The 13,761-nt window shown below is 71.6% G+C and carries 12 protein-coding genes; 6 read left to right on the top strand and 6 right to left on the bottom strand.

Going from position 1 to position 13,761, the window contains the following annotated elements:
• Positions 1 to 46 precede the first annotated feature (46 nt).
• On the bottom strand, positions 47 to 3,319 hold the full coding sequence (lysX, locus tag OG588_RS44610) for a bifunctional lysylphosphatidylglycerol synthetase/lysine--tRNA ligase LysX (RefSeq protein ID WP_405952252.1): 3,273 nt from the start codon (positions 3,317 to 3,319) through the stop codon (positions 47 to 49).
• Positions 3,320 to 3,409: 90 nt separating this feature from the next.
• Here lysX and OG588_RS44605 point away from each other — a divergent pair, with 90 nt between their 5' ends.
• On the top strand, positions 3,410 to 3,871 hold the full coding sequence (locus OG588_RS44605; protein ID WP_405952251.1) for a universal stress protein: 462 nt from the start codon (positions 3,410 to 3,412) through the stop codon (positions 3,869 to 3,871).
• A 429-nt stretch (positions 3,872 to 4,300) separates the two neighbouring features.
• Here the strand turns inward: OG588_RS44605 and OG588_RS44600 are convergent, their stop codons facing one another.
• Entirely contained in the window at positions 4,301 to 5,116 is an 816-nt protein-coding gene (locus OG588_RS44600; RefSeq protein ID WP_405952250.1) for an alpha/beta fold hydrolase, read from the bottom strand.
• Positions 5,117 to 5,173: 57 nt separating this feature from the next.
• On the opposite strand from OG588_RS44600, the gene OG588_RS44595 reads away from it, so the two are divergent.
• Positions 5,174 to 5,665 (top strand): MarR family winged helix-turn-helix transcriptional regulator, encoded by a 492-nt coding sequence (locus tag OG588_RS44595; protein ID WP_405952249.1) that lies wholly within the window; start codon positions 5,174 to 5,176, stop codon positions 5,663 to 5,665.
• A gap of 7 nt (positions 5,666 to 5,672) precedes the next feature.
• Here OG588_RS44595 and OG588_RS44590 read toward each other — a convergent pair whose 3' ends face one another.
• A complete protein-coding gene (locus OG588_RS44590) occupies positions 5,673 to 6,812 on the bottom strand; it encodes a CapA family protein (protein WP_405952248.1) in 1,140 nt (379 codons plus the stop codon).
• Between the two features lie 223 nt (positions 6,813 to 7,035).
• On the opposite strand from OG588_RS44590, the gene OG588_RS44585 reads away from it, so the two are divergent.
• From OG588_RS44585 to OG588_RS44575, 3 genes are all read left to right on the top strand, one after another.
• Positions 7,036 to 7,581 carry a sigma-70 family RNA polymerase sigma factor gene (locus OG588_RS44585; RefSeq protein ID WP_405952247.1) on the top strand — a complete coding sequence of 182 codons (546 nt, stop codon included), beginning with the start codon at positions 7,036 to 7,038 and terminating at the stop codon, positions 7,579 to 7,581.
• Between the two features lie 155 nt (positions 7,582 to 7,736).
• The gene (locus OG588_RS44580) at positions 7,737 to 8,258 is read left to right on the top strand and encodes a hypothetical protein (protein ID WP_366096809.1); all 522 of its coding nucleotides are present in this window, start codon (positions 7,737 to 7,739) and stop codon (positions 8,256 to 8,258) included.
• A gap of 140 nt (positions 8,259 to 8,398) precedes the next feature.
• The gene (locus tag OG588_RS44575) at positions 8,399 to 9,049 is read left to right on the top strand and encodes a zf-HC2 domain-containing protein (protein ID WP_019057581.1); all 651 of its coding nucleotides are present in this window, start codon (positions 8,399 to 8,401) and stop codon (positions 9,047 to 9,049) included.
• Between the two features lie 2 nt (positions 9,050 to 9,051).
• Here OG588_RS44575 and OG588_RS44570 read toward each other — a convergent pair whose 3' ends face one another.
• Positions 9,052 to 9,876, bottom strand: coding sequence for a helix-turn-helix transcriptional regulator (locus OG588_RS44570; protein WP_405952246.1), 825 nt, complete (start codon positions 9,874 to 9,876; stop codon positions 9,052 to 9,054).
• A 72-nt stretch (positions 9,877 to 9,948) separates the two neighbouring features.
• Here OG588_RS44570 and OG588_RS44565 point away from each other — a divergent pair, with 72 nt between their 5' ends.
• On the top strand, positions 9,949 to 10,665 hold the full coding sequence (locus OG588_RS44565) for an SDR family oxidoreductase (protein WP_405952245.1): 717 nt from the start codon (positions 9,949 to 9,951) through the stop codon (positions 10,663 to 10,665).
• 31 nt (positions 10,666 to 10,696) lie between these two features.
• Here OG588_RS44565 and OG588_RS44560 read toward each other — a convergent pair whose 3' ends face one another.
• Positions 10,697 to 11,560, bottom strand: coding sequence for an Fpg/Nei family DNA glycosylase (locus OG588_RS44560; RefSeq protein ID WP_405952244.1), 864 nt, complete (start codon positions 11,558 to 11,560; stop codon positions 10,697 to 10,699).
• A gap of 46 nt (positions 11,561 to 11,606) precedes the next feature.
• Positions 11,607 to 13,682 (bottom strand): SpoIIE family protein phosphatase, encoded by a 2,076-nt coding sequence (locus tag OG588_RS44555; RefSeq protein WP_405952243.1) that lies wholly within the window; start codon positions 13,680 to 13,682, stop codon positions 11,607 to 11,609.
• Positions 13,683 to 13,761 lie beyond the last annotated feature (79 nt).

Here is a 13,761-nt window from a genome sequence, read left to right as displayed (position 1 = left end):
CGGTGCGGCGGCAGGAAAACACCCGCCCGGCCCAGCGTTCGCGGGCTCAGCGGCGCCGGACGAGGGGGAACGGCAGCGTCTCACGGATCGTCAGACCGGTGAGGAACATGACGAGTCGGTCGACGCCGATGCCGAGTCCGCCGGTGGGTGGCATCGCGTATTCGAGGGCGTCGAGGAAGTCCTCGTCGAGCTCCATCGCCTCGGGGTCTCCCCCGGCGGCGAGCAGCGACTGGGCGGTGAGCCGGCGGCGCTGCTCGACGGGGTCGGTCAGCTCCGAGTAGGCGGTGCCGAGTTCGGTGCCGAAGGCGACCAGGTCCCAGCGTTCGGCGAGCCGCGGGTCGGTGCGGTGCTGGCGGGTGAGCGGGGAGACATCGGTCGGGAAGTCCTTGTAGAAGGTGGGCAGCCGGGTCGGTTCCTCCACGAGCCGTTCGTACATCTCCAGTACGACGTCCCCGCGCCCGTCGTCGGCGCCGTACGGCACGCCCGCGCGGTCGCAGAGCCGGTGCAGGCGGGCCAGTTCGGTGTCGGCGTCGATCTCCTCGCCGAGCGCCTCGGAGATGGCGCCGTGGACGGTCTTGACGGGCCAGGTACCTGAGATGTCGTACTCCTCGCCGTCCTTGCGGGCGACGGGTGTGCCGAAGGCCGCTGTGGCCGCGCCCTGGATGAGTTCGCGGACGAGGTCGAGCATCACGTCGTAGTCGGCGTACGCCTGGTAGGCCTCCAGCATCGTGAACTCGGGGTTGTGCTTGTAGGAGACGCCCTCGTTGCGGAAGGTGCGGCCCATCTCGAAGACCTTCTCCATGCCGCCCACGCAGAGGCGCTTCAGGTACAGCTCGGGCGCGATGCGCAGATACAGGTCGAGGTCGTAGGCGTTGATGTGGGTGGTGAAGGGGCGGGCGTTGGCGCCGCCGTGGATCTGTTGCAGCATCGGGGTCTCCACCTCCAGGTACCCGCGCTCCAACAGGCCCTGGCGCAGGGCCTGTACGGCGGCGGAGCGGGCGCGGACGACGTCACGGGCGGCGGGGCTCGCGACGAGGTCGAGGTAGCGCATGCGGACCTTGGCCTCGGGGTCGGTGAGGCCGCGGTGTTTGTCGGGCAGCGGGCGCAGGCACTTGCCGGTGAGCTGCCAGGAGGTGACGAAGACGGTGGGCTCGCCCTTGTCGCTGGTGCCCGCGCGGCCGGTCGCGGTGATGTGGTCGCCGATGTCGGTGTCCGTCACGAAGCGGTCGAGGCCGGGGCCCGACTCGGCGCGGGTGAGGGCGAGTTGGTGGTCGCCGGACCAGTCGCGCAGGGTGAGGAAGACGATGCCGCCGAGGTCGCGGACGAGCATCACCCGCCCGGCGACGGTGACTTGGTCTCCCGTGCGGACCTCGGCGAGGGTGTGGGTGCGCTGCGGGACGCCGACCGGGTAGGGGTCGATTCCGGCGGCGCGGAGCCGGTCGAGCTTGTGGTGCCGGACGCGGACCTGTTCGGGCAGGCCGCTCTCCGGACCGTCGGCGTCGTCCTCGCCGTCGAGGCCGAGCGCCGACAGGGGCGGCAGGTCCGCGGTGGTCGCGGGGCGCGGGCCGCTCTTCTGGTGCCCCTTTCCCCAGAGTTGGCGCAGCGACGGTACGGAGACGAAGCCCTCGGCGATGCCGGAGGCGAGGCTGATGCGGGCCAGGGAGGCGGTCTCGCCGTAGCAGATGAAGCGGGGGTACCACTCGGGGTGGTACTTGGCGTTGGAGCGGTAAAGGGCCTCCAGTTGCCACCACTTGGAGAAGAACAGCAGGAGGCGGCGCCACAGGCGGAGCACCGGGCCCGCGCCGATGCGGGCGCCCTCCTCGAAGGCCGAGCGGAACACGGCGAAGTTGAGGGAGATCCGGTGGACGCCCAACTTCGGTGCGGCGGCGCAGAGTTCGGCGACCATGAACTCCATGACCCCGTTGGGGGCGGTGCGGTCGCGGCGCATCAGGTCGAGGGAGACGCCGTCGCCGCCCCAGGGGACGAGGGAGAGCAGGGCGAGCAACTTGCCGTCCTCGCCCAGCGCTTCGACGAGGAGGCAGTCGCCGTCGGCCGGGTCGCCGAGGCGGTCCAGGGCCATGGAGAAGCCGCGTTCGGTCTCGGTGTCGCGCCAGGCGTCGGCGCGGTCGACGACCTCCTCCATCTCCGTGTCGGTGAGGGTGGCGTGGCGGCGGATGCGGCAGGTGGCACCGGCGCGGCGGACCCGGCTCACGGCCTGGCGGGTGACGCGCATGTCGCGGCCCGAGAGGTCGAAGTCGGCGACGTGCAGGATGGCCTCGTCGCCGAGTTGCAGGGCGCCAAGTCCCGCGCGGGCGAAGGCTTTCGCCCCGTCCTCGGAGGCGCCCATCACCGCGGGGGCCCAGCCGTGGCGGCGGGCCAGGTCCAGCCAGGCGGCGATAGCGTGCGGCCAGGCCTCGCGGTCGCCGACCGGGTCGCCGCTGGCGAGGCAGACGCCGGCCTCGACGCGGTAGGTGACGGCGGCCTTGCCGCTGGGCGAGAAGACGACGGCCTTGTCGCGCCGGGTGGCGAAGTAGCCGAGCGAGTCGTGACCGCCGTAGGTCTTCAGGAGGGCGCGGATGCGGTCCTCCTCGTCGCCGTGCAGGGCCGCTTCGAGGCGTTGGGAGCGGAAGAGGACGGTGGCCGCGTTGAGGAGGGCGAGCGCGCCGAAGAGGCCGAGGAGGAAGAACAGGGCGCGGGGCGGGCGGCCGTCGAAGGAGCGGCCGGAGACCAGGCCGCCGCAGACCCGGTCGGCGGCCCAGCCGAGATGCTGGCTCGTGGGGAGGGTGCCGGGGAACAGGGCGACCAGCCCCCAGCCGGCCAGGATCCCGACGGCGAGCCCGACGAGGAGGACGGCTAGTGCTCGTCGTACGGCGGCGCGGCGGGAGGCGGCGTAGAACTGCCTGCGGGCGACGATCAGCAGAACCAGCAGCAGGGCGCACACGATGAGCGACGGGAGGGACTCGGCGTACAGGCCCAGGGCCACGCCGAGGGCGTCGGTCAGGACCAGCAGGCCTAGGTAGACGACGACCAGCCACCAGGCGATCTTCTTGCGGGCGGCGGTCGCGGCGGCGAGCAGGAAGAGGAAGACGGCGTAGGCGAGGTTGGCGCTGACGGGGACGATCAGCAGGTCGAGGAAGCGGACCACGGGGCGCAGTACGCGGCGCAGCGGGGCGATGAAGGCGAGCAGGACGCAGAGCAGGCCGAGGGCACCGAAGAAGGTCGCGAAACCCTCGGGCACCCGGCTGAGGAACCCGTTGCCGGGTGGCCGTATCGGACCCTTGGCTTCCTTGGGTCTGGCGACCTCCACCGTGGCAGTCATGGTTCCGACTGTAGGAACAGGGCGGGCGGCTCGCCCGTCGAGCGCTCCCGGGCGGGTTCAGGACCTGCGGGTTCCGATAGCCTCACGGCCGTGACGGAACAGCACTCAACTCAGTTCGAGCGGGGCACGGACGGGCCCAAGGTGATCGTGGCCGGAGTGGACGGCTCCGACTCCTCCCTCCGGGCCGCGGCATATGCCGCGGGCCTGGCCAGGCGCCAGGGCGCGCTGCTCGCCCTCGTGTACGTGCAGCCGGTGCTGGCGGCGGGTGCGGCCATGGGGGCACCGGTCGCCGACACGACCGACGAGATCGCCGAGAACCTCGTCGCCCAGATCCGCCACGAGACGGAGCGCGTGAAGGGGATATTCGACATCCGCTGGGAATTCCACACGTTCCGCGGCGACCCCTACGGCGGCCTGGTCAAGGCGGCCGACGAACTCAAGGCCGACGCGGTCATCGTGGGCGCCTCGGAGCAGGCGGGGCACCGGATCATCGGGTCGGTGGCGGTGCGGTTGGTGAAGGCGGGGCGGTGGCCGGTGACGGTGGTGCCGTAGCCTCCGGCGGTTGGGCGGGGGGGGGCGGTGACGGTGGTGGCGTCACCGGTGGGGGTGGGGCGGTGGCCGGTGACCGTGTAGCCAGTGACGGTGGTGCCGTGGCCCGGCGGTGATGCCGTAACCGCCGGGCGGTCGTGCGGTAGCCGGTGGGGGCGGAGCGATGGCTAGGCGGTGACGACGCCCAAGCTGCCGACGGCCGTGCCGTAGATGGTGAAGGTGGAGCGCTCGCCGGGCGATGACGCCCTAGCCGCCAGCGGCCGCGCCGCAGCCCGGCGGGGGCACCGTAACCGCCGGCGGTAGTGCCATAGCCGGTGGTGATGGGGCCGGAGCCGGGCGGTAACGCCGTAGCCACCGGCGGCCGTGCGTAGCCCGGCGGTGATGCCGTAGCTGCGGGCGGTTGCGCCCTGGTCGGCCTGTCGCCTCGCTCAGTCAGAGCGTGCCGAGAAAGTCCGTCAGGATCTCGTTGAAGCGTTCCGGGTTCTCCATGTTCGGGTAGTGACCGGCGCCCTCGATGGTCGTGGAGCGGCCGTTCGGGACCGTGTCGGCGAAGCGTTGGGCCATGGCGATGCCGTCCGGCCAGTCGGCTGCGCCGTGGATGGCCAGGACCGGGACGTCCAGCTTCGGGACGCCGGACCACGGGTCGGTCAGCGGAACGTACCAGTCCTTCTCGCCCGGGGTGTGCTTGGAGATCGTGTGGGCGGTCAGTTCGCGCAGGCGTCGCAGGATCGCCGGGTCGACCTCGTCGGGCGTGCGGCGCGGGCCCGCCACGCCTTCGGGGAAGTGGTCCAGCCAGCCCTCGATGTCGCCCGCGCCGAGCAGTTGACCGGCGCGGGCCGTGTGTTCCAGCAGCTGTGGGTCCTTGTACTCGAACGCGCTGGTCCCGCCGCCACAGACGACGATCGCGCGGACCAGTTCGGGGTGCTCGATCGCGGTGTCGGTCGCGACGGCCGCGCCCATGGACAGGCCGACCAGAACCGCCGGTCCCAGGTCGAGGTGGCGCAGGAGACCCGCCAGGTCATCGGCCCAGCGGAACGGTTCGCTCGCGTTGGCCGAGAAGCCGTGGCCCCGGATGTCGGGGGCGATGACGCGGAAGTCGGCGGCCAGGGACGGTAGTTGGGCGTCGAAGACGCGGTGGTCGGCGAAGCCGGAGTGGAGGAGTACCACGGGGTCGCCGGTGCCCATGTCGCGGTAGGCGAGGTCCCCGTCGGCAGATGCGAAGAAGCTCAGTTCCGAAGCAGCTGTCATGACAACCAAGGTGTCATCCTGGCGGGAGTTTGGCAACCCAGGTGTCATGATGTGGCCGTGAACGACTCCACTCCCCCGGCTCCCGCTCCCCTCTCCCCCGACGAACTCGGCCACCGCCTCACCGAGGTGTTCGACCTCGTCGGCCCGCTCTACCGGCGCGCCCTGCGCAAGGTCGAGCAGGGCGAACCGGTCGAGGGCGTCTCCGTCGGCGTACGTGCCGTACTGGACCTCCTGCGACAGCACGGGCCCATGACCGTGCCCCAGATGGGCCGGACCCAGGCCCTGAGCAGGCAGTTCGTGCAGCGTATGGTCAACGAGGCGTCGGTCCAGGGCTGGGTGGAGGCCACACCCAACCCCGCCCACCAGAGGTCCTCCCTGATCCGGCTCACGGAGGAGGGCCGCGCCGTCATCACGTCCGTCCTCGGCCGCGAGCACCACCTGAACCGCCAGGTCGGCGGCGATCTGACCGACGCCGAGGTCAGCGCGTGCGTGCGGGTGCTCACCGAGATCCTCAGGACCTTCGACCACGTGGACGTGGACGTGGACTGACCGTCCGCTACTTCCCCATCACCAGCCCGTCCTTCGCCGCGCCCCGACTCAGCACCGCCTCACGGATGCGGTCGCGGTCACCGGTCAGGTCGGCGCCCTGGCCGATCGCCTGGTTGACGTCGATGACCCGGCCCGCGTCGATGTCGAACGACTGCGGGACGAACTCCGCCTTCGTCACCTCCCAGCGGCCGCCGGGCCGGGCGGGCGGCACGAAGGTGAAGCGGCCGACGGTGCTCAGGTTGCCGCCGGGGTCCTGGGTGCCCGCGTTGTCGTACATCGCGCCGGTGATCTGGTCGCCGAGCCCGTAGACCACCCAGGTGCCGTTGACCTTCTCGTACGGCTGCGGGGTGTGGGCGTCGGTGCCGAGGATCAGGTCGATGTCCGGGCGGCCGTCGGTGCGGGCGGCGGTGAGTTCACCGGCCAGCGCCGCCTGTTGCGGGTCGGGCGCGGCCTGGCCCGTGGTGCCCCAGCGCAGGGAGACGACGACCACGTCGGCGCCCGCGCGCCGGGCGGCCCGGGCGTCGGCGAGGACGCGCGCGGGGTCGAGGAGGTTGACGGCCCAGGGCTCGGCCGGCGGGAGCGGGACGCCGTTCGTGTCGGCGGTGTAGGCGAGGTGGGCGACCTTCGCGGGCCCGGCGCGCAGCAGGGCGACCGTGCGCGCCTCGGCGTCGGCGCGCGCCGTTCCCGTGTGCCGTACGCCGGCGCGGTCGAGGGTGTCGAGGGTGCGCTGGATGCCGACGGTGCCCTCGTCGAGGCTGTGGCCGGACGCGGTGGAGCAGCTGTCGTAGCCGGTCGCGGCGAGGCCCTGGGCCTCCTCGGGCGGGGCGGCGAGGGGCGCGGCGCCGGTGGAGTCGCCGTAAACGGTCTCGACATGACACAGCGCCAGATCGGCGTGGGAGACGAGGGGTTGGACCGCGGCGAGCATCGGCCGGAAGTCGTAGCCGGTGCCGCCGGCGTCGAAGCGGGCGCGGTCGAGGACGGAGCTGTGCGGGAGGATGCCACCGGCGGCGACGAGGGTGAAGCCGTGGGCGGCGGGGGGTGCCGGGCGGCCGGACGCCTTCGAGGTGTGGTGCTGGGCCTGGCAGGCGGCGGCCGCGGTGAGAATGCCGGCCACGGCGACGGCCACCTGTTGTCTGCGTGCGATCATCAATTCACCCCACTGTGGTCATATTTACCCACCAATAGGTATGAACTTCACCGCCCCCGCAAACGACTTCCGGCCTCTGATGACCCGTCCGGTGTGCGCGTGCGGCGGATCGCCGGGCGGCGCGAACCGTTCGTCGCACCGTTCGTCGACGCGATCGACCGTCCGCCGCAAGCCCCTCGTGCGCCCCCTGTCCCCGGGCCGCCCCCTGCGATGCCATACGGCCATGACGGCCGGACCCACGCTCAGAGACGGAACGACCGCCGAGCACGAGCTCGCCGCACTGCAGCGCGAGCACGGCAGGCCGCTCTTCGCGCTGCTGCTCCGGCTCTGCGACGGCGACCGCCAGCGCGCCGAGGATCTCATCCAGGAGACCCTCGTACGGGCCTGGCAGCACCCCGAGGCGCTGCGCGCCGACGCCTTCGAGTCCGTACGGCCCTGGCTGCTGACGGTGGGCCGGCGGCTCGCCATCGACGCGCGCCGGGCCCGGCAGGCGCGACCGCCCGAGGTCGGGGACGCGGTGCTGGAGAACGCACGCGTATGCGCCGATCACGCGGAACGGTCGGCGGCGACGCTCGATGTGCGGGAGGCTGTGAAGACACTCACTCCGGAGCACCGTGAAGTCCTGGTGCTCGTGTACTTCCAAGGGGCGAGTGTGGCGGAAGCCGCGGCGACCCTCGGAATTCCGCCCGGTACGGTGAAGTCCCGCGCGTACTACGCGCTGCGCGCCCTGCGCCGGGTGCTTCCGGGTTATGCGGCCGACCTGCGATGAAACCAATCCATTGGTCAAACCTCCGTAAAGCGCCTTGCTCAGAAGCCGGTTGAGTAATCGGCTGTCCTCATCCGTGTTCCGGACTGGGGGGCTCGGGGTTCCTGACGGAACCCCGGGCCGGGCGACGCGCACGCACCGGAGGAAGGCAGGAAGGGATGCTGCACAGAGGGCAAGAGAGCACGGACGGCACCGGTGGCGGTGAGCTCACCGTCCCCATGGCGTGGCTGTACGCCGAGTACATCGCCGACGAGTTGCTGCGGACCGGCGACCTGATGCCGCCGACGTCCTTCGAGTTCCGCGCGGGACGGGACGCGCTGGCGCTGACCATCTTTCTCTCCGACACGGACGGTGAATTGTCCGGTATCCGAGTGGTGACCCAGTTGGAGACCTGGCTTTCGCTCACGGCGTACGACCAGCCGTGGCAGGACTGGGTCGCGGAACGTATGTCCAAGTTGACGGTCGAGGCCGCCGAATCCGGCGCGGACGCCCCGGACCTGGCGCTCGCGGAGGCCGCCTGGCGCTGGCTGGAGGAGACCGAACTGCTCGCGCCGGACCTGGACGCGGTACCGGGTCCGGGAGGCGGTTCGGTGACCGGCGAGGACGACGGACCCAAGGTCTGGACGCCCGCCTGGCAGCTGGGACTGCCGCTCGGCCATCTCGCCATCCATCTTTTTTGAAACGGGACCAATCCATGCGCCCACCCGCTCCGAACTGTTGGTTGCGATTCTGTGTGTGCCTTGAGTGATTCGGCTTGCTGGTGCGTACCGATGGGAGCAACGAGTAACCCCACCCGCACCTAACGGCACGAGGATTCGGCATGAGGTCCCTGGAAAGGCATCGCGACGTCGGCGCGTACGCGCTCGGCGTGCTGGACGAGGCGGACGCCTTCCGCTTCGAGGATCACCTCATGGAGTGCACCAGTTGCGCGGCTCATGTGACCGAATTCGGTCCCGCCTCACGGCAGATGATGCTGTACCGGCGTGCGACGCCGCGCTCTGTGCACCCCATGGCACAACCCGGCCCGCGGATGCTGGACCGGTTGCTCGGCGAGGTGGCCTCGCGGCACCGGGCCGGACGGCGGCGGTTTCTGTACGCCGTGGCCGCGTCGGTGGTGTTCGCCGTGGGCGGGCCCGCGGTGGCGACCCTCGCCGCGCACGGCGACAGTGCCGTACAACTCACCGCGACCGACGCGAAGTCGGGCGTGTGGGCGCAGGTCACGGCCGCGAACGAGAACTACGGCAGTGATGTGTCCCTGAAGATCAAGGACGGTGCGGGCCCCCGGTCCTGTCGCCTCGTGGTCGTCGGCCGCGACGGTTCCGAGCAGACCGTGACCAGTTGGATGGTGCCCGAGCACGACGCGACGATGATCACGATGGAGGGCGGCGCGGCGATGCACCCCACCGAGATCGACCACTACGACGTGCGGACGGCCGACGGACAGCAGTTGGTACGGCTCACCTCGCACTGAGGTCATCTCGCGCTGAAGTCCCGTCCTGCGGCGGCCAGTTGCCGCATGGCCCGTGCGGAGGGGGTCCCCGGGTCCGCGGTGACGAAGACGACCTGCTGGTCGTCGTGCGGGACGGTGAGCACGTCGCAGTTCACCCGCAACCGGCCCGCCTCCGGGTGAGTGAGGGTCTTGGTGCGATGCCCGGGGGCGTGCACCGGGTCCGTCTCCCAGATCTGCCCGAACTCCTCGCTGCCTGAGCGCAGTTCGGCCAGCAGGCGGGCGAGTCCCGGGTCGTGCGGGTAGCGGTCGGCGGCTCGGCGCAGCCGGGCGACGAGGACGTACCCGAACTCCTCGGCGCTCGAACTCTCCGTCGGGCGCCCCAGGAAGCGGCGACGGGCAAGGTTCGGCCGCGCGTCGAGATCGCCGCCGCCGAACAAGGCACCCGCCAGCGGGTTCCAGGCGATGACGTCGTAGGTGGCGTCGGTGACGATGGCCGCCGTGTCGGGGATGCGATCCAACAAGGCCGCCACATGCGGCCGGACGGTCCGCACCGGCGCGGCGAGAGGCGTCACCTGCGTCCCCGCCAGCCGGAACAGATGGGTCCGCTCGGCCGGGGTCAGGCGGAACACTCCGGTGAGGGCGTCCAGGATGCGGGGCGAGGGACGCGGACCCCGGGCCTGTTCCAACCGGGCGTAGTAGTCGACGGACATGTGGGCCAGCTCGGCGACCTCCTCCCGGCGCAGCCCGAGGGTCCGCCGGGACGGTTCGCCGGGCAGCCCCACATCGGCGGGCACCAGCAACTCCCGCCGCCCGCGCAGAAATCGGGCCAGTTCGTGCCTGTCGGTCACGGTGCCTCCCTCCGGCTGCCAGGGATCGGTTGTCCCTGGTTCGGCGGCGGCGACTGCGGAATCGTCGTCCCCATGAACGATTCCACAGCACTGGTCACCGGCGCGAACAAGGGCATCGGCAAGGAGATCGCCCGCCTGCTCGTCGCCGAGGGATTCACGGTCCACGTCGGCTCGCGCGACGCGGCCCGGGGCGAGCGGGCCGTCAAGGAACTGGGCGGCGGCGCAAGGCTGTTGGTCCTCGACGTCACCGACGCCGACAGCATCGCGGCGGCCGCACAACAGGTGGACACCCTGGACGTCCTGGTCAACAACGCCGGCGTCATGGTCGGCGGGGAGTCCCCGCCGAAGGCGGACCTCGACGACTTCCGCCGCACCTACGAGACGAACGTCTTCGGAGTCCTGGCGGTCACCAACGCCTTCCTCCCGGCCCTGCGCCGCTCCCCGCGTCCCCGCATCGTGAACATCTCCAGCGGCACCGGCTCCCTGACCTGGAGCGCCGACCCGGACCGGGAGTTCGCCGCCCACACCGGGGCGGGCGCCGCGTACCGCTCGTCGAAGTCGGCGCTCAACGCCCTGACCCTCTTCTACGCCCAGTCCCTCGCGGCCGAGGGCTTCAAGGTGAACGCCCTCGCCCCCGGCCTACGGGCGACGGACCTCAACGAACGGGCCGCCGCGAGCGACGGGGATCCAGCGGAGGCGGCGCGGGGTGCCGTGGATCTGGCGTTGCTGCCGGACGACGGGCCCACGGGGCGGTTCGTGTCGTGGGACGGGACGGGGGTGCCCTGGTAGTCGGCGGGACGCAACGGGCGCGCCCTGGTGGCTACTTGAGGAGCCGCGACAGTCTGCGGTCCGCCAGTGGCTTGCCGCCCGTCTGGCAGGTCGGGCAGTACTGGAGGGAGGAGTCGCTGAAGGAGACCTCGCGGATGGTGTCGCCGCAGACCGGGCAGGGCCGGCCCGTGCGGCCGTGGACGCGCAGGCCGCTCTTCTTCTCCGCCTTCAGGCGGCCTGCCGCCACACCCCGCGAGCGCTCGATGGCCTCCGTGAGGGTGGTGCGCAGGGCTGTGTAGAGCGTGTGGGTCTCAGCCGGGGTCAGGGACGACGCGAGCTTGAACGGGGACATCTTCGCCGCGTGCAGGATCTCGTCGCTGTACGCGTTGCCCACCCCCGCGATCAGGGTCTGGTCGCGCAGGGCGCCCTTGAGCTGACGGCGTTCGTCCTTCAGGAGGGCGGTGAAGGCCGGCTCGTCGAAGGCGTCGGCGAGCGGGTCGGGGCCGAGGCGGGCGACGCCCGGGACCTCCTGCGGGTCGGCGACCACGTACACCGCCAGGCGCTTCTGCGTGCCCGCTTCCGTGAGGTCGAAGCCCTCGCCGGTCTCCAGGGCCACGCGGAGCGCGAGGGGGCCCTTGCCGGGGCGGGGCGGGCCGTCCGGGAGGCGATCCTTCCAGTGCAGCCAGCCCGCACGGGCCAGGTGGGTGACGAAGTGCGGGCCGCCGTCCGTCTCGACGTCCAGGAACTTGCCGTGCCGATGCACGGCCACCACCTCGTGTCCCTCCAGCGCCGTGAGGGGAGGGGCGTACGTCTTCAGGACGCTGATGGCGACGGGCAGCACCCGTACGATCTCGTGGCCGACGAGGTGTTCGGTCAGGAAGTCCTTCAGCGCTTCGACCTCGGGAAGTTCCGGCATACGTCCAGGGTGCCATCAGAGGTCCATGGGGTCAGCTCAAGTCGGCTCAGGTGCGGTCCGGGACCAGGAACTCGCACCACACGCACTTGCCGCTGCCGCGCGCCTCCACGCCCCACACGTCCGTGAGCAGGTCGACGAGGAGCAGGCCGCGCCCCGAGACACCGTCCTCGCCCGCCTCGCGGCGGCGCGGGAGGGCACTGGAGGAGTCCTCGACCTCCACGCGCAGGCGACGGTCAGGGCCGTTGAGGACCCTGAGGGTGACGATCGCGGAGCCCTCGGTGTGCATCAGCGCGTTGGTGATCAGCTCGTCGGCGACCAGTTCCACCTCGTCGGAGCGTTCACCGGCGCCCCAGGCGCGGGTCGCGGCCCGGATCATGTGCCGCGCCTCGGTGAGGGCCTCGGAGTCACCGGGAGCCACATGCTGCTGGAGCCGCCCGCCGGACTGCGGGGCGTCCAGGCCGCGCCGGCGCAGCAGGAGCAGCGCCACGTCGTCCTCGCCGCCGCGCTCCTCGGCCACGTCGATCAGCAGGTCGGCGAGGTCGCGTACATCGTCGGGGCCGGAGGCGATGAGCGCGGCGAGGGTCTGCATGCCTTCGTCGAGGTCGGCCCCGGGCTGTTCGACGAGGCCGTCGGTGCACAGCAACAGGGTCTGGCCGGGGTCGAGTTCGACGGTGGAGACGGGGTATTCGAGCCGCCCGAACTCCGCGGAGAGACCCAGCGGCAGCCCGCCCGCGACGGTCATCCGGCGGCAGGTCCCGTCCAACTGCCGCACCAGCGGGTCGATATGGCCGGCCCGGACCACCTGGATCACTCCGGTCGACAGGTCGGCCTCGGCGTAGAGGCAGGTGGCGAAGCGGTCGGTGTCGAGTTCGTGGAGGAAGACGGAGGCGCGGGCCATCACCGTGGCCGGGGTGTGTCCCTCGGCGGCGTACGCCTTGAGGACGATGCGCAGTTGACCCATGACGGCGGCGGCGTGCGTGTCGTGGCCCTGGACGTCGCCGATCACCGCGCCGACCCGCCCGCCCGGCAGCGGGATCAGGTCGTACCAGTCGCCGCCGATGTCCCGCCCGAGCTTCGCGGACCGGTAGCGGACGGCGACGTCGGCGCCCGGGACGCTGGGGATCGCGCGCGGCAGCATGGCCTGCTGGAGGCCCTGCGCGAGGTCCTTCTCCTGCTCGTAGAACATCGCGCGCTGCAGGCTCTGCGCGATGCTGCTGCCCAGCGCGACGAGCACGTTGCGCTCGTCCGCCGTGAAACCGCTCCGGTCGTTGTAGAGCAGCCCCATCGCGCCGATCGGCCGTGCCTGGGCGATCAGCGGGAGATAGGCGGCCGCGGTGATGTTCAGCTCGGTGATGTGCGGCCACAGGAGCGGGTACCGCTCGGCGAACTCCTCCGGGGACTCGATGAACGCCGGCGCGAGGGTCCGTACGACCTCCCCCATCGGGTACTGCTCGTCGATCCGGGTGACCTCCGTACCGGGCACGAAGCTGCCCTCCGGCCCTTCGGCGACCAGGCGGATACGGCCGGCCTCGACCAGGCCCATGACCAGGCTGGTCGCGCCGAGGTGGACGAGACCGTGGGTGTCCTTGAGGACGTCGATGACGTCCTGGACGGTACGGGCGTGCGCGAGGGCGGCGGTGGTGAGCTGGACGACGTTGGTCTGCCGGCGCCGGGCCGCGTCCTGGGCGGCCTGTTCACGGCGGGCCGCGCTCTCGGCTAGTTCCTGGGTGGCGTCCCGGATGATGCCGATGATCCGGCGCGGGCGGCCGGTGTCGTCGCGCCGGATGTAGCCCTGGGTGTGGGTCCAGCGCAGGGTGCCGTCGCGCAGCCGCATCCGGAAGTAGGCGCCGTAGTTCTCGCTGCCGTCCTTCATGGCCTGGGAGACGATGCCGTCGAGCCGGTAGCCCTCCGGCGGCGGTACCCGGACCGCGAGGCTCTCGGGGTGTCCGTCGTATTCGTCGGGGCGCAGGTCCAAGACCTCGTGGGCCTGGGCGTCCATGTGGAACAGGCCGTTGTCCAGGTCCCAGTCGAAGCTGCCCATGCGGTTGAGCGCCAGGATCGGGTCCGGGTGGGCGGGCCAGTCGTCCGGGACTGACAGGGCGCTCGCTCCCCGATCAACCATGCGGCCCACCTTGCCAGGATTTGCCCGATTATTCGACTTCTCCGAGCGCTACGACGGCTCCGGATGCGGCCGGCTGTCG

Origin of the sequence: Streptomyces prunicolor (genome assembly GCF_045162825.1) — a bacterium.
GTDB classification, from domain to species: Bacteria; Actinomycetota; Actinomycetes; order Streptomycetales; family Streptomycetaceae; genus Streptomyces; species Streptomyces prunicolor.
The sequence above is the reverse complement of the archived record's forward strand: the minus strand, read 5'-3'. Positions and strand labels throughout refer to the sequence as shown.

Coding starts and splice junctions, on each gene's coding strand:
- lysX (WP_405952252.1), bottom strand. CDS start 3,319: ATGACTGCCACGGTGGAGGTCGCCAGACCCAAGGAAGCCAAGGGTCCG.
- OG588_RS44600 (WP_405952250.1), bottom strand. CDS start 5,116: ATGACAGCTGCTTCGGAACTGAGCTTCTTCGCATCTGCCGACGGGGAC.
- OG588_RS44590 (WP_405952248.1), bottom strand. CDS start 6,812: ATGATCGCACGCAGACAACAGGTGGCCGTCGCCGTGGCCGGCATTCTC.
- OG588_RS44585 (WP_405952247.1), top strand. CDS start 7,036: ATGACGGCCGGACCCACGCTCAGAGACGGAACGACCGCCGAGCACGAG.
- OG588_RS44580 (WP_366096809.1), top strand. CDS start 7,737: ATGCTGCACAGAGGGCAAGAGAGCACGGACGGCACCGGTGGCGGTGAG.
- OG588_RS44575 (WP_019057581.1), top strand. CDS start 8,399: ATGAGGTCCCTGGAAAGGCATCGCGACGTCGGCGCGTACGCGCTCGGC.
- OG588_RS44565 (WP_405952245.1), top strand. CDS start 9,949: ATGAACGATTCCACAGCACTGGTCACCGGCGCGAACAAGGGCATCGGC.
- OG588_RS44560 (WP_405952244.1), bottom strand. CDS start 11,560: ATGCCGGAACTTCCCGAGGTCGAAGCGCTGAAGGACTTCCTGACCGAA.
- OG588_RS44555 (WP_405952243.1), bottom strand. CDS start 13,682: ATGGTTGATCGGGGAGCGAGCGCCCTGTCAGTCCCGGACGACTGGCCC.